The sequence below is a fragment of the Nostoc sp. KVJ3 genome, assembly GCF_026127265.1.
Classification (GTDB): domain Bacteria; phylum Cyanobacteriota; class Cyanobacteriia; order Cyanobacteriales; family Nostocaceae; genus Nostoc.
Window position 1 is genome coordinate 1,851,195 of sequence record NZ_WWFG01000002.1, and the last position, 21,677, is coordinate 1,872,871.

Consider the following 21,677-nt stretch of genomic DNA (forward strand, 5'->3'; position numbering starts at 1 on the left):
TCTGCAATCCTTATAGGGTTAAGGAAAATTCAAAGCCTCTCTTCTGCACAGAGAGAGAAATGGAAGTGAGGTTTGCCATAATAGGTAAAAATTCACAATTTTGACCTGTGGTAATTTATCCATTTTTGTAATCTTTTTTAAAACTTTATACAAGATAAGTAGTAATTAACGAAGGGAACATGGCAACCCAGGGTAAGCAATTTAGCATTCGTTTCAATATTTCATACTTTTTGTGCAACTATCTATATATCTTCAGCTAGATATGCCCTCTATCTAAATATAAAAATATAGAAGATTTATTATTTCTCTCGGTGGATGCATAGTGGTTGAAATATCATCTATCTTTGGTTTGGGAAAATAAGAAGATAACCCTTACAAAAGGTAATACTTTGAAAGATGCAAACACCATAAGAGCAAGTATAGCAATGAATGAAATAAGCATTATTTTAATTGAAGATCACGACTTAACACGAATGGGGCTACGAGCGGCATTACAATCTCACAGCGCCTTGAAAGTAATTGGTGAAGCAGCAAATGCTACCCAAGGTCTAAAGCTTTTAGAAACGGCAAAGCCAGATGTAGCTGTTGTAGACATTGGTTTGCCTGACATGGATGGTATTGAACTTACCCGTAAATTCAAACGCCACCAGGCTGAAACGGGGCAAACGACAACGAAAATTTTGATCCTAACAATGGATCATACAGAAGATGCTGTACTTGCAGCGTTCGCGGCGGGTGCTGATTCTTATTACATGAAAGAAACAAGCATCAGTAAATTAACTGAGGCAATCCAAGCAACTCACGGCGGTAACTCTTGGATTGATCCAGCAATTGCCAACGTGGTATTGCGGAAAATGCGACAAGGTATTCCTGGAGAAAGCCAGAATTCTGATAAGCCGAAGACTGTAAAAATTGAGGCGCTAGCTTCAGAATACGAGCAAGTTTTGGAAACATACCCTCTCACTCAACGAGAATTGGAAATTCTGGAGTTGATTGTAGCTGGGTGTAGTAATGGACAAATTGCCGAGAAACTCTATATTACAGTTGGTACTGTAAAGACCCATGTTCGTAATATTCTAAATAAATTATGTGCCGATGACCGTACCCAAGCTGCTGTCAGGGCCTTACGTTCTGGCTTAGTAGCGTGAGGAGTTTTGAGTAGGGAAGATGAGGGAGACAACTGGAGTTTAGAGTAAACAGGATCGCTTCAGTGACCTGAAAAATCAAAGGTTGAAGTAGATTGTGGCATTTGTCTTTTGGTTTTAATGTTGCTTTTTTAGCAGTTGGAAACGAATTCTACAAGTGCGAGTTTGTCCTTGTGTCCATCTAGGCGACTTTCCACGGGGTTTGGGAGGAACAGATGGTGTCCTAATTGCCGTGAAAACTTGTGCGATCGCTTAAGCGACTCGTCTAGGATTCAGCTGGGGTTTGGGTTTTTGCCAGGATGGAGGGTTGTCGGTGGTAAAATCGCGTGCTAACCATAAATTGCCAAGTCATCAATAGTAAAAGATCGCTCCATCCCTCACACTGTTCTGGAGTGCTTAGATTTGGAAGCGTCCAATGTAGTCGTTTCTTAGCAAATCTATACTAAACTAGTGGTAAATTGCAGATTGGCGAAAGAAAAGTAGCCACTACGTTTTAAGTAGTCAGACAGAATTAATTACACAATGTCATTGCGAATGGAGGGAGCAGCACCTCCTTTAAGAGAAGGGTAGCGATCGCTTGGCTGGGATTGCAACTCTTGGAGACGCTCCGCGTAGCAGGGGTAAGCCTCTCTACGAGACGCTCCGCGATCGCTCACAATGACAGTAAATATTTTTGTCCGACTACTTATCAAGTCAAATAAGGCATTCTCGGCAAAGCCAAGAATACTGTACGCACTTGTGCGAAATTGTTTAAGCGTTTCACATGAGTCTTAGCGCCATTCCGTTATTAATTCTTAGTAGCTAAGTTAGATACTATTAACCAAAATTTTTGACTCAATGCCTCAATAATATCTATAAACAGATTGACTCATTTAATAAGCTTTCGCCATTGCACCACAGACTTAGTCAATGGGTGAAATTCATTTTTGTAGTGTTTAAGCAGTCTTGTCAGACTACCCTCTTTGGTCACAGTTTTAACTGAAATAAATCTGTAATTGGGAGTATATTTGCTATTTTACCCCTTGATTCCAGCTAATTTACCATTTCCCATAGATGAAAGCGTCTTTCCATAATTAAGAAGGAATCTAATATAATTGGTAGATTGATTTATTGAAATTTCTGTTGACTATTTAACTATTTAGATAGATGTATTTATAATATTTAACTCTATATCTAATTGTATATATCTAAAGTTCTAAAGATTACAAAGAGTAGATTTGTAGAAAAAGTCTCTTCCCTTTAGCTGAAGCTAATGAGGCTTTGAATGCACTTCGTAATGGCTGATTTGAAGGTTCGGTAGTATTAGTCATAGATGGCGAAGGCTCTATTTGAAAAATCGACAGCAGCAGGTAGGGGAAAAATATTTTTCTTTGCAAGTACTTAAAATAGAGCTTGAAAGTTAAAAAATTTCTGCCTGTTAACTCTATCATTTGTTAGAGCAAAAAATTGTTCTTGTTGACTAGGATGTGAATGCTGTACTTATTTCCCATACCAGGAAGAGAGCGATCGTGGCTATCCTTGAACAATTACAAGCATGGCATGAGTTAGCACAACAACTGTGGATTGATAGTATTCGTGCCACCGCCGCCGGATCTAGTTATCCCACCTCGTCAATATCGCTGTGCTGCCCCTGTGACCAAAGTCACAACTTGTCCAGAGAAAGCATTAAAGGTATTATATTTAATGAATTACCTAAATAAGTAAAATACAAATTTGCTTTGAAGTTTAGACTCTTAATCGAGAGAAAAATATCTTGCACAGAAACTATTTTAGAAGGATATATATGAAAGTTTTAATTGTTACATGTCACTTACCAACTGATGATAAAACTGATAAACATGGATGGTTTAAACGCATAGAACTCTTTATCGATGCACTCAAGGATATTTCTGAGATCCACATCCTTTACTATATTAATGACGGACAAGAAAATTTAAAATTAGAAACAACTACTCAAATAGAAACAAATTTAAGCAATAAATTCAATAAACAGGTTAGCCTATATCTTTGTCCATATAGAATGAGAGGTAATTTTGTAAGAAAATCAATAGATTTAACTTTGAGTTATTACAATCAGAAAAGATTGCTTGCTAGCAGAGAATCATTAGAAACTAGAGTTTTAAAAGAGAAAGTTCAAATAATTAAACCTGACATAGTATTCTTTAATAGATTACTATCAATTCTCCCAGCATTAGGTACTGATTATAACTTCCCCAATATTTTTTTTGATGTTGATGATGTTTATCACACTGACTATTACAAGAGACTATGGATATCTAAGCTACGTTATTTAGAGAATCCCTGGCAGAATGTTAAATCAGTTCCTATTTTATTTTTTCAGAGTATTTATAAAGAATTACTACTTGCTCATGCTACTGCAATTTCAGACTTAACATTTGTTTGTTCTGAGATCGATCGTAAATATATTTCAGAAAAATTTAATGAGTCTCAGGTTAAAACAGTACCAAATGCTGTGACTATCCCGACGGAAAAAAGTTCGCTTCCTAGCAACCCAAATTTGCTGTTTTTAGGAAATTATCACCAATCACCTAATAATGTTATTGGCGCTAATTTCTTGATAGAGAAAATTTGGCCGCTTATTTATCAAGAGCAGCCAGAAGCACGCTTAATTATTGCTGGCAAGAATCCAGAGAATATTCGTACTTATACTGATAATATTCCTGGAGTTGAATTTACAGGCTTTGTCACAGATATAGATGCTCTTTATGCCCAAACTCGCGTGGTTTGTTGCCCAATCTTATCTGGAGGTGGTACTCGACTTAAACTCATCGAAGCAGCAGCGTATGGAAAACCAATTGTTTCAACTAGCGTTGGAGCAGAAGGACTAGAAATTATAGACGGGAAAGAATATATGCTTCGAGATCAGCCTGAAGATTTTGCCCAGGCTTGCCTAGAATTATTTAGAAATGATTTTCTTTGCGAGCAGCTAGGAAATGAAGCTCGTGCTGCTGCTATAAAACATTACGATCGCAACTGTATAATTAATCTTATACAAAAGTACTTTCAGCAGTTCTAATACGAAGTTGCCAAAGAGTGTTAGCCAGTTTGAGATAAGCTAAGTTATAATTTTGGGCATAGTTGATTTATTCTGTTTATAAACTCATTAAGTTTTGCGGCGATCTAGATATTTTTGAGATGCTTATGACTTTTTATTAGGAAATAAGGTGCGTTTCTCCTTTTGTGAGATACGAATCAATACTGTTCGATTAAGGTAAGAGACGCGATAAATCGCCGTCTTTTCAATCATCAGTCCTTCATCCTGACGGCGATTTATCGCGGATTTGGGATCTATTATTTTCATCAAATAACCTTAACCAAACCGTATTAAGGTACGAATTGAATACTTTTTCTAATTTGGCGACTAGCATAGTCGCCCCGAACATTGATAACTACTTGGACAGAATTAATTACACAATGTCATTGCAAATGAAGCGTTCGCGGTAGCGTCTCGTAGAGATAGCGCAATGAGCAATCCCAACCCTTGCGTTCGCGAAGCGCGTCCGAAGGACTTATGCTTCGCTGTGCTCGCAATGACTGTAAATATCTTTATCCAACTACTTACCACTATTCTTGATTCGCCGACTTGATTCAGAGGCACGGATTTGGGAAATCAATTGCCTTTACCACAAATCTAGGCTTTCAATATAAACAGTCTCTTATTGATGATATAAATATCTATAGATACCAGTTTAAGTGACTGCGCCTACTTTATCCTTTAAGTTACAAACAGCTTTTTGGCGTTTTTAATTTTTAGTGGGGGTGGAGGGACTTGAACCCACACGACCTATTACGGTCAACGGATTTTCATCCTCCCGCAGTTTTCACTGCTGCCTGATGGCAATAGCCAAATCAGGTTTTGAGAATTGGACTCTCCCTTTACCCTCGACTTAACGTTAGGGTAGCTCCCGTCGGGTCTCTGCACCTTCCGAACAGTTATGAGTTAGGAGTTAAGAGTTTTAAATTTACTCAGCACTCAACACTCATGACTTTCTTCGGCTTGGCTCAGGATTGCCATGTCTGTCACCAGATTTAGGTTTCCCTGAGTTTGAGAGCTTCCACTTGAGGGATTTCTCCTTCAAGGCTCAGTTATCTAAGTCCGTAGCGTCTACCATTCCGCCACACCCCCGCAGGTGTTTGCTAAGTAACTAGTATAAATCTAGTTATTTTTTGGAGGCATCAAATACCGCCTTATCTATTCCACCATCAATTGTGTCTTTTGTCCAACTAGATTGAAAATATTTTTTTTAGATTGTGCGATCGCTTCCTAAATCGGAAGTTTTTTTCGTAATCAACCTAGATTACTTTTCTCTCTGGTGTGGCTAAAGCATTTATTTGCTGGCAGATTTACGATAGTAGCATAATATTACCTGTTGTCAATCAATCTGGATATAAAAAAGGAATTCTGGCTTAGTTATCTTGAAAGGATTGTGATTATACTTCCCTCAGATTGGCTGTTCAGCCTATGATGGAAAACAGATGCTTAGACCAAAAAAGTTATGATTGTCGCCCTGCTGTATCTGATTTTGGCTGGAGCTTACCTTCTGGTAATCCCCATTGCTGTATTGTTCTACCTGAAGCAGCGTTGGTATGTAGCTAGCTCCATCGAGCGTTTATTGATGTACTTTTTGGTATTTTTCTTCTTTCCGGGTTTGTTGGTTCTATCGCCGTTTGCAAATTTCCGACCCCAACGGCGACAAGTTCAAGTTTAACGAAATTGGTAGGTCATAACTCTCATGCGACGGATTGACGCTATTGGAATTGGCTTAGGTGTTTTTCTTGCCGGCGGCTTGGCTTATATAGGATTGCAGCTAGTCGGTTTGGATAATCAGAAAGCTGGTATATGGAGCCAAGTCTTACTAGTTAGTGGTTTAATTGGCTGGTTAGCGACCTATTTTTTCCGTGCGGTGGGACAAAAAATGACCTACCACCAACAACGGGAACAGTATGAGCAAGACTTTCTGCAAAAGCGGCTAGATGAGCTTACTCCCGAAGAACTTGCACGAATTCAAGCTGAAATAGAACAAGAAGAGCAATCTCAGGTGTAAAGTTATCATTGGTCAGTTGTAATTTGTCATTTGTAACTTGCCCAAAGCTAATGACTAAGTGACCACTGAACACTGACCAATGACCACTAATCTATTAACACTTCACGAAATGACTGCAATTTCTGATTGCTTTGAAACCCTGGCGCAAAATCATGAGTGCGCTCTGATTCCATTTATTACTGCTGGAGATCCAGATTTAGAAACAACCGCAAAAGCGTTGCAGGTTCTAGATCGTAATGGAGCCGACATTATTGAACTGGGTATACCCTATTCCGATCCTCTGGCTGATGGGCCAGTGATTCAAGCTGCTGCTACCCGCGCCTTGCAAAGGGGGACAAAATTGGAGCAGGTGCTGGAAATGTTGCAAGAGATTACTCCCAAACTGCGATCGCCCATTGTCCTATTTACTTATTACAACCCAATTTTGCACCGAGGAATTGACAAATTTCTCCAGGAAATTGCGGCGGCTGGCGTAGCGGGATTGGTAGTACCAGACTTACCCTTAGAAGAAGCCGCAAGCTTGCTCCAACCAGCTAGCGCCATCGGAATTGATCTCACCTTGTTCATAGCTCCCACGAGTTCAGATGAACGAATAGAAGCGATCGCTCGTTCTTCCCAAGGATTTATTTATTTGATCACTGTTACCGGGGTAACAGGAATGCGATCGCAAGTGGAAAATCGCGTATCCAATTTACTCAAACAAATTCGTGGTGTTACTGAGAAACCTATCGGTGTCGGCTTTGGCATCTCTGAAGCAGCACAAGCCCGTCAGGTAAGAGAATGGGGTGCAGATGCAGTGATTGTGGGCAGTGCTTTTGTGAAACGGTTAGCCCAAGGGACACCAGAGGAAGGACTAAATGCGATCGCCCAATTTTGCCAAAGTCTCAAGACAGCTATCAACACCACCAACACCAGCACAAATACTCCTCTTGATTAGACGGGAAAAGTAGATTAAAAAGTATAACAGCGTAGTTTTTCTACCGTTCTTTGGTAGACAATTTGACCATTATGGTTTTGAATATTAACATCAGATATCATGATGTAAAAAAACTAGCGGATCCGGTCGCTTATAGTTTGAGTATTATGTGAATTCAAGTAGGCATAATTTATGAGTGTGAGAGTGAGTCAGTCACAAATGGTTATAGTTACGTCGCAATTAAGGAGCAAAGGCGATGAGTGAGAGTATGGCTTTTATCGGCGGGGTCGCCGTAGCTGGGCTGGCGGCTCTCGTATTGCTCAAAGGAACAAATACCCCCCTACAATCTAACTTTGCTGTTGCTCCGCAAATGCCAGGGACTGTAGTAGCGCCGGGAATACAGCCACAAATGTATCCTTACGGCCCTTATGGGCAACCAATATATCCTACCAGTCAGTCACCAACCGCTACCAGTGCTGACCAGCGCCTAGAGATGGAGAAGCTGAACACGCAGATGCAGTTGGAGCGTTTTAAAAACGACAATGAACAGCAGAAGGTGCAAATTCAACAGTTACAAGCCCAAATTCAAAATTTCAATACTCAGCAACAGTGGCAACAAGCCCAGCAGTATAACCAACAAAAAGTAACAGCACTCCAGCCGCAAAATGCTGCTTGGTGGTCTTCACCTATGCTTTGGGCTGTAGGTGGTGCAACTCTGACTATTGGTGGTGGTGTTGTCGTCGCTGGAGTATTGGCTTTGTTCTCGCCACGGCAGCGCCCAGCCCGTACTGTACAAGTGATTCACCCCTACCAAGGAAACACACCGCCCTTGGTTCCAGTCCGTCGTGCTGAGTTTCTCCCTGCTTCACGGATGGAAGCAAGACGAGTTGAAGCCCCAGAATACGACGAAATGCATTAACAAGGAAAATCAAACTAGAGATAAACACCAATTTAAAATCTATCTTGTTTCCAGGTTATATCTGGAAACTTTTTTTATTTGGCCGCTGCGAATTCAAGAGGCGCAGCATCCTTGTAGATATTTCCCGCCACTGCCCATTGGTGACAACTTAAGAAAAAGGTAAGCTTGCAACATTAATCCTAAGTAATATCATGTCCGGTTAAACACTTGTCATTGCGTACTCCGTTGGAGAACCCGTTCGCGAATAGCGTCTCCGAAGGAGAAGGGTACGGAGTGAAGCATAAGTCCTTTGGACACGCTTCGCGAACGCAGAGTCCTGGTGATTGCTTCGCTCCACTTCATTGCGATCGCAATGACATATCGTAAGTAATTTGGCGGACATGATATAAATCGGTGAAAATAAACCTAACTACTTGTCTACAAGGGTTGTGGATAAAACATATTTAATTTATGGAGATGTCTTCTGTATAATTGTAGACATTCTTGGCAACTTGTCGCAGACATCGCCACATCATCAAACATCTACTGGCAATAACGGCGTTGCTGATTGCGGTATGAAAACGATTGATTGTGCATTGCGGTGAAAAATCCTTGTAGAGACGTAAAATTTTACGTCTCTATATTCAAGTTCATAGCTCGATTCAGTAATGCCGCAATAACTTATACTAACTTTTGACTTGATAGCCAGAGGCTATGTAAAGTTTTTAGCTAATTATCAAAAATAATTGCAAGTATATTAATAAGCTTTACAATGTATTCCATTTTACACTGGATTAAGAAAGTCAACCCTTAAAATCATTTAAAGACTTATAGTCAAACCTTTCAAACCAGGTATCTCACTCAAAATAGCGATCAATATTTCAAATATGCAAACAAGAAATTTAATTGCTTCATTCGCATTAGGTATAACCTTAACCGCAATACCTACAATCCCATCTTATGCGGTAACAAAGACACCAAACTTGTACAATCTCTCTGGTTATCAAGGAGGACACCAAATCAAAGTTACTTACTCAACATCAAGCTTTACTGGGAAGCCACTTTTCCACTATGAAGACAAGGAACAAACATTAGATTTTTCAGGAGATGAGATTCGGACTGCGAAATCGGAAATCGGCACATTAGTGACTGTAACCATCCGCAGAACAGTGGATACTGGTTCCACTACATTTAGTTTGCTTATACCTAGTATAAATTTAGGGACAGCCTATCAAGCCCCAATTGAAACTAATGGCATCACAACAATCAACCGCTTTTCTCCAATTCCGCAATTTAACCAAGGGCAAATACAGACTTACACAATTACCCCTTTGAAAGGTACAGCTGAATCTGTCGCGTTTTAACTAATTCGTAACTTTTTGTCACCGAAACAGTGCTGAGTGCTGTACGCGAATAGCCGGGCGTTTAGCCCGTAACTCGGCTGAGAGTAAAAAAAGTAATAATCGCACTTCATTTCAGAAGGTTTGAGAGCAACTGCTTAAAAGCCAAGGAAAAAGAAATAAATATTTATTTCGAGATGCGTAGCGCATATTTAATGCGTCCTTACTTCAATTCTCTAGATTTATCTCTCTTGGTTACTCAGCACTCCTGAATTCTCTTCAAAGAAGTGACAATTACAAAGTCTCTGCAATTGCAACTATTGGAGACATTTCTCTACAAGAGGCTGCGCCAACGCGTAGCTCGTCCTCTAAAGGGGTACACAATTGACAAGTTGTTATCCAAACATGATATAAGTAGTTCCTGAAATAAAATACGATAAGTCTATCGAAATAGCGTACTTAAAGATAATGAGTAACACTAAAAAAGTTAGCGAAGACTTGAGCGCTACTGGACAACCCACTCCTGAAGAGTTAAAACAGGCAGCCAAAGAGGGATTTAAGTCTGTGTTGAACCTGCGTTCTCCCGATGAAGCAGGTTTTCTGAGTGACGAACAACAGCAAGCCCAGGCTGCTGGATTGCAATATGCCAATGTCCCGTTAAAGCCTTCAGAACCAAATCAAGAACTAACAGAGTTAGCAATTCAGGAGATTGAGAACTTACCCAAACCAATTTTAATTCACTGTGCGGCTGGGGCAAGGGCTGGTGGTATTGCCTTAATTGCCAATGCTATTAGCGAAGGTCTGACCTATGATGAAATTAGTCAGAAAGCGCAAGAGCTTGGTTTAAACTTAGAACAACCGCACCTCAAGCAATTCTTACTTGAGAAGTATATTGCCAAGCAAGCAGAGAAAAGTTAGTAATTCTTGCAATAACTAAGCCTTTTCAAGGTGACTCGTAAAATCTCTTTTTTATCTCTGCACCCCCGCGTATCGAGCAGTTGAAAATCTTTTATTGGCGCATAGAGTCAAGAGGTTAAAGAGAGTTTTTTCAGTAAAATTGCTACCCACCCTGAAAAGGTTAGCCTTAATCTTTTAAGAATAGTCTAGAACTGGATGAAATATTGCCTAGCAAAAATGACTAACTCAGTACCAAGTCGTTTGGGCGAACTCGCCAAACTGTTTTTTAAACTGGGTGTTATTGGCTTTGGGGGCCCAGTTGCCCATATTGCCATGATTGAAGATGAAGTGGTGAAGCGGCGTAAGTGGTTGACAAAGGATCATTTTCTGGATTTGCTGGGTGCAACTAACCTAATTCCTGGCCCAAATTCCACAGAAATGGCTATCCATATAGGATACATCTATGCAGGATGGCTGGGGTTGATTGTGTCAGGCATTTGTTTTGTCTTACCTGCGGTTCTAATTACTGCTGGGTTTGCTTGGATTTATGTTAACTATGGCACTCTACCTCAAGTCGCTCCCTTACTTTATGGCATTAAACCAGCTGTTTTAGCAATCATCATCAATGCCCTCTGGGGCTTGGCAAAAAAGGCCGTGAAAACTCGCCAATTACTGGTGATTGCTTTAGGTGTGGCATTAATGACGTTTTTATTCAAATTAAATGAAGTAATTGCCCTATTAATAGGGGGATTGTTGGGCATGGTATGGTTACATTCTGGCGATAAAAACGACAAACTAGGAGATAAAGCCAATTTTTTGATTTCTAGTCTCAGTACAGGTGCGACTTTAAAGGCATCAGCTACTGTTGCTGCATCTGTAGCTACCGCAACCACTGTAGCCAAGGTTTCTTTATGGCAGTTAGGTTGGTTTTTCCTGAAAGTCGGTAGTGTTTTGTTTGGTGGTGGCTACCTTTTGGTGGCTTTTCTCCAAGGAGGATTAGTTCAAGAATATGGCTGGTTAACACAACAGCAGTTGTTAGATGCGATCGCAATTGGTCAATTTACTCCTGGGCCAGTACTTTCTACAGCTACGTTTATCGGTTATATCATTGCGGGCATACCTGGCGCAATTGTTGCCACAATCGGAATTTTTCTCCCTTCTTTTGTTTTCGTTGCTGCCCTGAATCCCTTAATCCCACGCTTACGGGCCTCTTCTTGGACTAGAGCATTTTTGGATGCTGTGAATGTTAGTGCTGTAGCGTTAATGGTTGTTACTACTCTACAACTGGGGATAACTACTTTAACATTACCACAATCCCCATTTGTCGATTTTCTCGGTTTGGCGATCGCGATCGTCTCAGCTATTTTAGCTATTCACGTAGGTATTAATTCTATATGGCTAGTCTTTGGTAGTGCTTTGATTGGATGGGGCGCTTCATTCTTCGGCTACATTCGATGAAGTTGCGACATATACGCGAATATTGTCCTGGTGGCTTCTTTTCAGAAGAGGATTCAAACCCCTCCTGAAAAGAACCTTCTGCCTTTTTCAATTGGTTATATGGGATTTCCAAGGAATGAATTATCCCAAAAAACGAACCACAGAGACAATGCAGCGCGGTCTTGGGGGTTTCCCCCATAAGCGACTGCCGCGCAGAGAACACAGAGAGAGGAGAGATTAAGAGGATTTTTGCGTCAGTTTTGGAATATTTTTTTATTTGGAAGTCCCTATAGTAATTCCAGTTTTACGATGTAAATTTCTTTTCAAGGTACACAAACCAATTCCTGGTACAATCCCCAAAATTAGTGCTGTAAATCCTTGTCCACTCCAATACAATATGAGGCTCCGGTTGGCTTCGGGAATCAAATTTTGCACAATAAAAAGCAACCAAACCAAAATAGTGATTAAGAAGAAAGAGATTGAGGGTAAAAAATTCCACCACCAAATCCCGATTGTATATCGTCTTAGTACCAGCCATTGGCAAAGTCCCAGCCAAATACCAGAAATTATATATGCGATCGCAGATAGAAATTCAAAAATAAAAGTTTCTTCAGGAGATGATGAGGCAATAGTTGAAATATAGTTAATCCAGGCTGTAGAAACGCCGTTGGCAATCAGCCAACCAATGCTAGTAGCAAATATCCATTGCCAACCAGGTAGATATCGGTAAATGACAAGGCTCTGGTCAGCAGCAAAAATCACGGCAAATACAACATTACTGAGACTTCTGACTAAAATACTCCATATTTGTGGCTGGAGAGCAATACTAGGTGAGCTTTGGAGAATAATTTTCTCTAAGGCAATACTAGCAACGCCACCCACAACCCATCCGATCAGGGTCATTAAGGTAAACTGAAGAAAGAACCTCTGTCGCTGCGATCGCGGAATCAAAAACTTTCCTGAGTTAGGCTCATTATTAGTAGATGCAACATCATCGGGACTGTTAGAGTCAGTTTGCATAATAAGTTAAGGAGTAGGGAGTGGAGAAAACACAAAAGAGTGGCGAAATTCTTTTATATTCCACTTTCATTGTTAATTCTTGTTTTATTCTATTCCCGACTCCCGAATGCCCTTTGGTGTAATGCGACTAGCTCTTTTACTGCAAACCTACTGAAAAAGCGTAATCCCGGAATGATAAGCTAAACAGTGGCATAAAAATTGTGACTTAGGATGAAGTGATAAATGGGTGTTTCTTCAACAACTCCTCATCTCTTACGGGCTGCTCGTGGTGAAGTAGTAGATCGTCCCCCTGTATGGATGATGCGACAAGCGGGACGATATATGAAAGCATATCGAGACTTAAGAGATCGGTATCCTTCGTTTCGCGATCGCTCCGAAATTCCAGATGTAGCAATTGAAGTTTCCTTGCAACCGTGGAAAGCCTTTGGGCCAGATGGAGTAATTTTATTTTCTGATATTGTCACCCCATTACCTGGTTTGGGCATTGACATGGATATTGCCGAAGGTAAAGGGCCAATCATTCACTCGCCCCTCCGCACTCAAGAGCAAATCGATCTTCTGCGTCCTTTAGAACCAGAAGCAGCCCTTCCATTTATCAAGACAATTTTGCAAGCGCTGCGTTCGGAAGTAGGCGATAAATCAACGGTGTTGGGCTTTGTAGGTGCGCCGTGGACGTTAGCAGCTTATGCGGTGGAAGGAAAAGGTTCTAAAACCTATTCCATCATCAAAAACATGGCATTTTCAGACCCGACGATATTGCATCAACTGTTATCTAAATTAGCAGATGCGATCGCCATCTATGCCCGCTATCAAATTGACTCTGGCGCTCAAGTTGTGCAAATGTTCGATTCTTGGGCGGGTCAATTGAGTCCTCAAGATTATGACACCTTTGCTCTGCCTTATCAACAACGAGTTTTCCAGCAAGTCAAGCAAACCCACCCCGATACACCTTTGATTCTGCTAGTTAGCGGTAGTGCCGGTGTGTTGGAAAGAATGGGACAATCTGGCGCTGATATTGTCAGTGTAGACTGGGCAGTAGATATGGCGGACGCACGAGCCAGATTAGGCAAACAAGTCAAAGTTCAAGGAAATCTCGATCCTGGCGTACTGTTCGGCTCTAAACAGTTTATCCGCGATCGCATTCTTGATACCGTTCGCAAAGCTGGCAATTGGGGTCATATTCTCAATCTCGGTCACGGTGTTCTCCCAGAAACTCCCGAAGAAAATGTTGCTTTCTTCTTTGAAACGGCAAAGGAACTTGATCTTGCAGGAGTTAAGGCTTGAGAGTTATGAGTTATGAGTTATGAGTTAGGAGTTATAAACTATAAAGTTATCAGTTGCGAGGTACAAAGTTATTTTTTTATTCTTAACTCCTCACTTCTAACTCCTAACTTTATTAATAACTCCTGATTTGGAACTTTTAACTTCAATTTTAACTCTTCAATTTTAACTCCTTACTTTTAAAAATTTTCTATGAGCCAGAAACGGATTTTAGTGACTGGTGCAAGTGGTTGTGTGGGTCATTATTTAACAGAAGCCTTAATTAAGGAAACGAATCACGAACTGTATCTGTTAGTTAGGAACCCAAGTAAACTGCAAGTTGATACTAAGGCCCGTTCAGGTATCAACGTTTTGCAAGGTGATATGCAAAATATTCGCCAGTTTGCCAATTTGCTATCCACAATTGATACGGCGGTACTCACAGCCACAGCTTGGGGTGGTGATGAGACATTTGATATTAATGTCGTCAAAACTATAGAATTGCTCGAACTGCTAGATCCAGACCGTTGCCAGCAGGTGATTTATTTCTCGACAGCTAGCGTTTTGGATCGGTACAATCAACCATTAAAAGAAGCCGGGGAAATCGGGACAGATTATATCCGTTCTAAATATGAGTGCTTACATAAAAAAGAACAATTAGCGATCGCACCCAAAATTACCACAGTATTTCCCACTGTAGTTTTAGGCGGTGATGCGAATAAACCCTATTCTGCTGTCACCTCTGGCATTCCAGAAGTGACAAAATATATTAATTTAATTCGCTTTCTTGATGCAGATGGTAGTTTTCATTTTATCCACGGACGAGATATTGCCACTGTAGTAAGATATTTAATCGATCATCCTTCTGAAAACGATCAACCACGTCGATTAGTTTTAGGTCAAGCACCATTAACAGCTAATCAAGCAGTGGAAGAAGTTTGTACTTATCTGGGGAAAAAGATTTACTTTCGCATTCCCATATCTTTAGCATTGGCTAACTTGATTATTGTTCTGTTCCACATTCAGATGGCCGCTTGGGATCGGTTTTGCATGAAGTATCGGCATTTTACCTATAAGAATTTCATCAATCCTAATAGTTTTGGCTTACCAAATTATTGTGCAACCATGACTGATGTTTTAAAAATTAGTGGCGTTCAACACTTTTAGTAATAGTGCGTCAGAGAGGAGAAATAGAGAGGATTTTGGCATTGCTAATTAGGAATTATGAATTATTTTTAAAACGAGCCTCTTGTGGACAATTGAAAAAGAGGCAGGGGAGCAGGGAGTGGGGAGCAAGGGGGATGGAACAGAAAGGGGGATTCAACCCCATCTGTTGCGTTAGCTTCCCGAAGGCTACGAAAACTACTTAACAGAAGTAGGGGACTCAGACTCATGTTCCGCTCCGCTACACGCCAGGAGTCAGGGGTCATTCCCCCCCCGCTCCCTGCTCCCTGCTCCCTGCTCCCTACTCCCTGCCCCCTGCTCCCTACCCCCTGCCCCCTGCCCCCAGCAAAGAGCCTCTTCGTTGAACCTTTAGAGTGCGCGAAATTTATTTATCGAGATGGGCTAGGCGAAGCCTACAATGGGCTATGCCTACGCACTATATTTGGAGATGTAATTGCCTCCAACTTGCCCCGTTTTACTAAAGCTTGATGAATCATTGCCGCTACTTCCGCCCGACTAGCTACTTGGTTGGGAGCAAGAATTTGTGGATTGGGATAGTTAACTACCAGACCATTAGTTGTAGCAGCAGCTATTTTGCTAATAGCATAAGGTGGAATATCTTTAGCATCTTTGTAGACACTTAAAATCTGATTTGGGGAAGTGGGTGCTTTCAAATTCAACCCACTAACAAGGGCAACTAAAACTTGCACTCGTGAAATATTTTGTTGGGGTCTGAAGGTTTTTTTCGGATAGCCTTTGAGAAATCCAGTACTGATGGCTTGGTCAATTGCTGGAGTTGCCCAGAATTTTGTCGGTACATCTTGAAATGCGATCGCAGTTTTAGACGGTTCTTGGTCAAAGGCTTTTTGTACAATAGCAGCAAATTCAGCACGGTTTACGGGCTGATTTGGTCTAAAAGAATAATCAGGAAATCCCTTGAGAATACCACGGGAAGAAAGAACATCTATAAAACGCCGACCCCAAAAGTTATTGGGTACATCGTTGAATGCAATTGGTGGCGGAATAATAGATTTTTGTTTTGCCGGAGTTACTAAAGGTAATGCTGCTGATGCTTTAATTGATGACTCAAGCACTGCTGAAGAGGGTACAGGTGTCTGTGGTTGTGGGGGTTGAGTGGGGATTACCTGAGTAGATGGCAGCACTGCATGGGAAGGAGTTGTGCTGTTAGTTGGAAATGAAGGTGCTTTGGGTTCAACAACAGCATCAGGTGGAGAATAGGGCAAAACGTTTTTGGGGACTGCATTGGGAGTCAGAGAGGGCAATAATTCATTTGGTTGAACACTAGGTGACGCAGTGGAAGAAGCCGACAGCAGCCCGTTTAAGTTCCAGCTAGAATCCCTGCGGGACAATGACCAAAAAAGAATCGCTCCGATGGTGGTCAAGGCAACCAGAATGGCTATAAATTCATCAAAGCCAAGGGCAGTTTTTTGGGATGACTCCGGTTCGGAAGGAGGTCTATTTGTCATCGTGATTACCCCAATAGCAGTAAAATTTGTGTCTAAACAAATTAAGCCACAGATTTAATTAATTCGTAATTTGTAATTCGTAATTCGTAATTCATAAGTAGGATATCAGGCTTCTGGTTCAATGCCAAGCGATCGCAATTGGGCAGTTAGGCGATCGGCTCTTTGGCGTTCCTGTTCTGCCCTTTGGGATTCTTGTTCTGCCCTTTGGGATTCTTGTTCTGCCCTTTGGGATTCTTGTTCTGCTCTTTCATCGCCACTTAACAACAAATTACCTTGTAAATCCCACCAACGCAGCCAGGGTAACTCCACATTCTGATAAACTCCCTGCCATAAGCCTAATTCAACACCCAAAGGAACGATAGGATAATGTCCTCGTTCATTTGCTGGTAAAATATGATACTGTCCTTCAATTAGATGATAAACTTCTATACTGGCTTTACTCACTTCATAAATGCCGTAGAAGGGGGGACGAATCACCTGCTCATAAACCCAAAATTTACCCTTCCAAGGAGTTTTATCTCGTTCTTCACTACCGTCTCCAGAGACAAATTCTAGGACAATCAAGGGGGCAATAGACTCTTGCCACAATACATAAGAACGTCGCGTTTGCCCATTCAGTAAAAATGGTACATTTGGTGCATAAAACCAATCTGGTGCTTCTGCACCTTTTTCAGGGGGATCGGTCAAGCGCCAGTAAATGCCTAAATCTTGGCCAATACAATATTGCTCTTCAGGATTTAATTCCTTGAGGATAGGTGTAATGGAGTCAGTTAATAGAAGGCTTTGGGGATGCTCTTGCCAATTCTTCACAAAAGTACCGTCAGAGTCGGGAAGCTGGGTATGGTCGGGGAAAGGAGTAAGGGCGGTAGGTGGATTGCTTATAGAGGTCATAACGCTACCTTTGCATTTTTTGTAAAGGTTATTTTTAAGTTTAGCTTGCGATCGCTCTTACCAGTAACGTGAAAGCTAAGTTTAGACTTGACTTTAGTAATTTTAGGATATGGGCTTAAAAGACCTCAGAATAAATAGCTGTACTAGTTAGACTAGATAAGTAGTTAAACAAAATTAATTACACAATGTCATTGTGTAATTAATTCTGCATAGTTACTTACCTAAACCGAAACCAGATTTCGAGGGTGGCAGAATGTAAAATATTAACTTATTGTTTACCAATGTTTGTAAAAATCAGGGTGTCTAGTGCCAGAAGAACTCAGTAGCCAAATCTCACCGCCATTTTTGTCTGTTGGTAGCGATCGCGATCTCGGTTTAGATTCAACACTCCAAGAACTACCAATGTACAACTTCCCAGTGGAAATCAATCACACTGGCATAGAAGTGGCTAGTTTTTTAGAAAAATACCCCCTGCTACCAGGAGTAATTTTGGTAGAACAGGGAAAGTTTGTTGGGATGATTTCGCGGCGGCGATTGCTAGAATTTTTGATTCGCCCATTCGGACAAGAGTTATTTGTCCAGCAACCATTAGCCGTTCTCTACAGTTATGCCCGGATACCAATGTTGCTGGTTACTGATACAACATCGATTTTAACTGCGATGCAACTTAGCTTAAAGCGATCGCCAGAATTATTAGCAGAACCAATTGTAGTAGAAACAGAATCTGGTGCTTATAGATTGTTAGATGTCCAAGAATTGAATATTATTTCTTGGCAAATTCGAGGAATCGACAATCTGGTGCGCTATGAACGCAGCCAAGCCCAAATGATTCAAAATGATAAAATGGCAAATTTGGGACGTTTGGTAGACGGCGTAGCGCACGAAATTTTAGACCCAGTGGGTTTTATTTGGGGGAATATAACTTATGTTTCAAATTACAGTCAAGACTTACTCAAGCTGATAGCAGCTTACGATCAAGAGTTACCATCAGCTTCCCAGGCAATTAATCAGATTAAAGAAGAGATTGAATTTGATTTTTTAGAGCAAGATTTGTCGCGATCGCTTGCTAGTATCCGCACTGGAGCGGAAAGATTAAAAAAACTTGTCACTAGCTTACAAAATTTCTGTCATATCGATGAGCTTTACCCTAAACCAGTAGATTTACACGCCTGTATAGATAGTATTATTTTATTAATTAATAGCCGTCTTCAAGGAGAAATTGAAATCGTCAAATACTATGGTCAATTGCCCCCAGTTTATTGCTTTATGGGGCAAATAAATCAGGTTTTGATGAATATTTTCAGCGAAGTTGTAGATACTTTACTCAATGAAGCAGTGCGACAGCAGTTGCATCTAGAAGATACAAAAACTGTCCAAAAAGCTCGAATTGAGATTACTACAGAAGTAATTTCGCAAGAAGCAAGCAATCCGAATGCACCAGATTCTCGTTGGGTCTTAATTCGCATTGCTGACAATGGTCTTGGAATGTCTCAAGAATTGCAACAGCAAATTATGGAGTCTTTTTCTGTGGAAACAAAGAATAGTAAAAATACAAGTTTAGCAGTAAGTTATCGAATTATCACCGTAAGACATGGGGGAAAATTAAATTTTCATTCACAGATTGGTATAGGTACAAAATTTGAAATTTTATTACCTTTAGTTTGATTGATGCAGAATTATACCCAATGCCCAAATTGTTAGATTACTTCCCAACCTTGGTGCAGGATAGGAATTTGAACTACAAACTCCGTTCCTTTTCCCGGTGTCGAAAAAAATTCTAACTTGCCGCTATGTTTTTCGGTGATAATTTGATAGCTAATAGCCATTCCCATTCCTGTGCCCTTACCGACAGGTTTTGTTGTAAAGAAGGGATTGAAAATCTGTTTTTGAATCGATTCGGGAATCCCAGATCCATTGTCAGCGATCGCAATTTTTACCCACTGCGAATCAACGATGGAGGTACGAATCGCGATCGAACTGGGATTATCCCGTATTTCTCGATAAGTTCGTTTGGCATTGAATTCTTCTAGAGCATCAAGCGCATTTACTAGAATGTTCATAAATACCTGGTTGATCTGTCCGGCACAGCATTCTACATGAGATAAATTGCCGTAGTCTTTGATAATCTGAATTGCTGGGCTTTTGTCAGTGGCTTTGAGGCGGTGCTGCAAAATCATCAAAGTATTGTCGATGCCTTCATGAATATCCACCACTTTAAACTCACCTTCATCTAGGCGCGAGAAGTTACGTAGTGACAACACAATATCCCGGATCCGCTCTGTCCCAATATTTATTGAGTTCAACACCATAATCGCGTCTTTTTCTAGAAACTCTAAATCGATAGTTTTCCGTTCGGTTTGAATTTCAGCAGGTGGGTGGGGGAAATGACGGTGATAAAGCTCGACCAGTCGGAGTAAATCATTGGTGTATTGGCTAATATGGCTGAGATTTCCGTAAATAAAGCTAACGGGATTGTTGATTTCATGAGCAATACCAGCCACCATTTGACCCAGGGCAGACATCTTTTCGCTTTGAATCATTTGAGCTTGCATTGTATGCAAACTATCTAAGGTATTTTCTAACTCTTGGCCTCTCTGCTGCAAATCTGTCTGAGAGTCTTCTAACTCACAAATGACTTTCTTCAGTAAAAACTCTTTTGTTGCAATGTCAGTTTCTAGCTGGCGGCGTTCAGATTCGCAGCGTTCCAGCTTTTTCCGCAAGATCCGGTTTGTCTTTTCTAACTCTTGAATCTGTATGGAATTTGAATTGTCTTGGTTATCCATACACTACTCATTTTGTCCCTACTAAAAGTGTGACAAAGGTTTTATTATGAAATTGTGTTTGGCCTCCCATCACCAAAGGAGCAATTTCACCGAAAGCGTAGAAACCACAACAAGGCAATGCTTCTGGTAAATGAGTTTTGACAAGCTGATACTCCTCTCTAGTCATAGTTCCCAAAATTCGCCGGCGGGCTGCACAGGAAATAAGCAAGGCTGCTGTTGGCTGTACACCGGGATAATTAGCTAAAGCATTTTTCAAGGATGTCTCTGAAGCTGACAGAATATTGTCGCGAGTTGTATCGGTGATTTGGACAACAGCCTGTTCGGGAATATCTAAAAAGAACTTCACGCTACCAGACTGTTGATCGTAGCCATTGGGTGCCCGCAAATAGAAACGATCTCGATCCTCAAAAACTGCTAGGGCGTGGATGGCATAGTTGGACGCAAATCTTTCTTCACCAAGATAGTACTGATAGAAATCTAAGGCACGCTGTCCATCAATTTCATAAACTACGTTGCCATCCACTTTAGTTACACGCCTACGTTGGCTGATGGGAGTCCAACCACTGGCAACTCCGTGGGAAAACAGTAGTTGTCCAGAGAACAGCAGCACTGGAATTGAATCACTCAATACTTCACCCTGGAAGAATTGGTAGGTTTTGGTAAAAGTATAGTCATCGGCAGCCATTCCCCCAATGATGGGAACATCTCCCAGGCTTTGTTTTAAACCCTCTAAAATTAAGACTCCGTTGCTCGTAAGACTATCAGGAAAGGTGAGACACAATTGGGGTGAGGATGCAGTCTTTGCCTTTGCTTGGGCGATCGCTTCTTGAGCTGCAAGGGCTGGATTTTTGGATATTCCTCGGCCAATACCTGAGTGAATTTCCACTTCATCACTCGCAAACAACATTAAGGTCAAAGAATCTTGCTGAAACTCCAGAATTGAAGAGATTTCTCCATTTGTAGTTCCACCAATCAACTCAATTCCGGGGAAAGCATTCTGGATACGTTGTAAAATTAACACATGGTCAAATTCTATAGCAGTGAATAAAATTCCAGCTTGAGGAATTGTTTCTGCTAGAGAACGGCTACATTCTTGAAGAACTTCAGCGATCGCATTTTCAGAATCAGGATCGTCGCTATGACCAACAACAACTCGAAACACAACTACCTCATTGTAAGTTTTAATACTAGACAGCTAATCCAATTCGGATATCAGCACCTAGCAACCTACACTTAGATTTCCCACTTACTTGAACTAAATCTCAATTCACCCGACTTTTTCTTTTCCGTCTCCAGGACGGTACACAAGACTCAGATCCCCGACTTCTCTAAGAAGTCGGGGATATCGTTGTTCACGAATGATTAAGTAGGGC

Annotated in this window: 20 protein-coding genes; 14 read left to right on the top strand and 6 right to left on the bottom strand. The window is 41.0% G+C overall.

The genetic code is table 11. The annotated features are described in order from the left end of the window. Positions 1–425: 425 nt before the first annotated feature. Positions 426–1,148, top strand: a complete 723-nt coding sequence (locus GTQ43_RS24035; protein ID WP_012408175.1) for a response regulator transcription factor — start codon at positions 426–428, stop codon at positions 1,146–1,148. A 512-nt stretch (positions 1,149–1,660) separates the two neighbouring features. On the opposite strand, the gene GTQ43_RS24040 is transcribed toward GTQ43_RS24035, so the two are convergent. Further along, positions 1,661–1,837, bottom strand: coding sequence for a hypothetical protein (locus tag GTQ43_RS24040; RefSeq protein ID WP_265275226.1), 177 nt, complete (start codon positions 1,835–1,837; stop codon positions 1,661–1,663). A gap of 816 nt (positions 1,838–2,653) precedes the next feature. Between GTQ43_RS24040 and GTQ43_RS24045 the strand changes: the two genes are divergently transcribed. From GTQ43_RS24045 to chrA, 10 genes are all read left to right on the top strand, one after another. Continuing rightward, positions 2,654–2,845, top strand: a complete 192-nt coding sequence (locus GTQ43_RS24045; protein WP_265276594.1) for a hypothetical protein — start codon at positions 2,654–2,656, stop codon at positions 2,843–2,845. A gap of 83 nt (positions 2,846–2,928) precedes the next feature. Then, positions 2,929–4,182 carry a glycosyltransferase gene (locus tag GTQ43_RS24050; protein ID WP_265275227.1) on the top strand — a complete coding sequence of 418 codons (1,254 nt, stop codon included), beginning with the start codon at positions 2,929–2,931 and terminating at the stop codon, positions 4,180–4,182. A gap of 1,480 nt (positions 4,183–5,662) precedes the next feature. Continuing rightward, positions 5,663–5,875: an NAD(P)H-quinone oxidoreductase subunit L gene (gene ndhL / locus GTQ43_RS24055; protein ID WP_012412810.1), complete on the top strand. Its 213-nt coding sequence runs from the start codon at positions 5,663–5,665 to the stop codon at positions 5,873–5,875. A gap of 24 nt (positions 5,876–5,899) precedes the next feature. Beyond that, positions 5,900–6,211, top strand: coding sequence for a DUF3007 family protein (locus GTQ43_RS24060; RefSeq protein ID WP_265275228.1), 312 nt, complete (start codon positions 5,900–5,902; stop codon positions 6,209–6,211). A 109-nt stretch (positions 6,212–6,320) separates the two neighbouring features. After that, a complete protein-coding gene (gene trpA, locus GTQ43_RS24065) occupies positions 6,321–7,148 on the top strand; it encodes a tryptophan synthase subunit alpha (RefSeq protein ID WP_265276536.1) in 828 nt (275 codons plus the stop codon). Positions 7,149–7,383: 235 nt separating this feature from the next. Next, a complete protein-coding gene (locus tag GTQ43_RS24070; RefSeq protein ID WP_265275229.1) occupies positions 7,384–8,046 on the top strand; it encodes a heterocyst differentiation related protein in 663 nt (220 codons plus the stop codon). A 428-nt stretch (positions 8,047–8,474) separates the two neighbouring features. Further along, on the top strand, positions 8,475–8,630 hold the full coding sequence (locus tag GTQ43_RS24075) for a hypothetical protein (protein ID WP_265275230.1): 156 nt from the start codon (positions 8,475–8,477) through the stop codon (positions 8,628–8,630). A gap of 282 nt (positions 8,631–8,912) precedes the next feature. Next, entirely contained in the window at positions 8,913–9,389 is a 477-nt protein-coding gene (locus tag GTQ43_RS24080) for a hypothetical protein (protein ID WP_265275231.1), read from the top strand. A 444-nt stretch (positions 9,390–9,833) separates the two neighbouring features. Continuing rightward, a complete protein-coding gene (locus GTQ43_RS24085; RefSeq protein WP_265275232.1) occupies positions 9,834–10,283 on the top strand; it encodes a beta-lactamase hydrolase domain-containing protein in 450 nt (149 codons plus the stop codon). A gap of 216 nt (positions 10,284–10,499) precedes the next feature. Next, the gene (chrA, locus tag GTQ43_RS24090) at positions 10,500–11,720 is read left to right on the top strand and encodes a chromate efflux transporter (RefSeq protein WP_265275233.1); all 1,221 of its coding nucleotides are present in this window, start codon (positions 10,500–10,502) and stop codon (positions 11,718–11,720) included. 252 nt (positions 11,721–11,972) lie between these two features. Here the strand turns inward: chrA and GTQ43_RS24095 are convergent, their stop codons facing one another. Continuing rightward, the gene (locus tag GTQ43_RS24095) at positions 11,973–12,719 is read right to left on the bottom strand and encodes a hypothetical protein (protein WP_265275234.1); all 747 of its coding nucleotides are present in this window, start codon (positions 12,717–12,719) and stop codon (positions 11,973–11,975) included. A 222-nt stretch (positions 12,720–12,941) separates the two neighbouring features. On the opposite strand from GTQ43_RS24095, the gene hemE reads away from it, so the two are divergent. Continuing rightward, complete coding sequence (gene hemE / locus GTQ43_RS24100; protein WP_265275235.1) at positions 12,942–14,003, top strand: uroporphyrinogen decarboxylase; 1,062 nt, start codon at positions 12,942–12,944, stop codon at positions 14,001–14,003. Between the two features lie 189 nt (positions 14,004–14,192). Further along, the gene (locus GTQ43_RS24105; RefSeq protein WP_265275236.1) at positions 14,193–15,146 is read left to right on the top strand and encodes an NAD-dependent epimerase/dehydratase family protein; all 954 of its coding nucleotides are present in this window, start codon (positions 14,193–14,195) and stop codon (positions 15,144–15,146) included. Between the two features lie 410 nt (positions 15,147–15,556). Here the strand turns inward: GTQ43_RS24105 and GTQ43_RS24110 are convergent, their stop codons facing one another. Together GTQ43_RS24110 and GTQ43_RS24115 are read right to left on the bottom strand one after the other, a co-directional pair. Then, on the bottom strand, positions 15,557–16,630 hold the full coding sequence (locus GTQ43_RS24110) for an S-layer homology domain-containing protein (RefSeq protein ID WP_265275237.1): 1,074 nt from the start codon (positions 16,628–16,630) through the stop codon (positions 15,557–15,559). Positions 16,631–16,735: 105 nt separating this feature from the next. Then, a complete protein-coding gene (locus GTQ43_RS24115) occupies positions 16,736–17,521 on the bottom strand; it encodes a Uma2 family endonuclease (protein WP_265275238.1) in 786 nt (261 codons plus the stop codon). Positions 17,522–17,827: 306 nt separating this feature from the next. On the opposite strand from GTQ43_RS24115, the gene GTQ43_RS24120 reads away from it, so the two are divergent. Next, positions 17,828–19,186: a sensor histidine kinase gene (locus tag GTQ43_RS24120; protein WP_265275239.1), complete on the top strand. Its 1,359-nt coding sequence runs from the start codon at positions 17,828–17,830 to the stop codon at positions 19,184–19,186. 32 nt (positions 19,187–19,218) lie between these two features. Here GTQ43_RS24120 and GTQ43_RS24125 read toward each other — a convergent pair whose 3' ends face one another. Both GTQ43_RS24125 and GTQ43_RS24130 read right to left on the bottom strand, forming a co-directional pair. Then, positions 19,219–20,304, bottom strand: coding sequence for a sensor histidine kinase (locus GTQ43_RS24125; RefSeq protein WP_265275241.1), 1,086 nt, complete (start codon positions 20,302–20,304; stop codon positions 19,219–19,221). Positions 20,305–20,311: 7 nt separating this feature from the next. After that, the gene (locus GTQ43_RS24130; protein ID WP_265275242.1) at positions 20,312–21,466 is read right to left on the bottom strand and encodes an FIST signal transduction protein; all 1,155 of its coding nucleotides are present in this window, start codon (positions 21,464–21,466) and stop codon (positions 20,312–20,314) included. Positions 21,467–21,677: the final 211 nt, after the last annotated feature.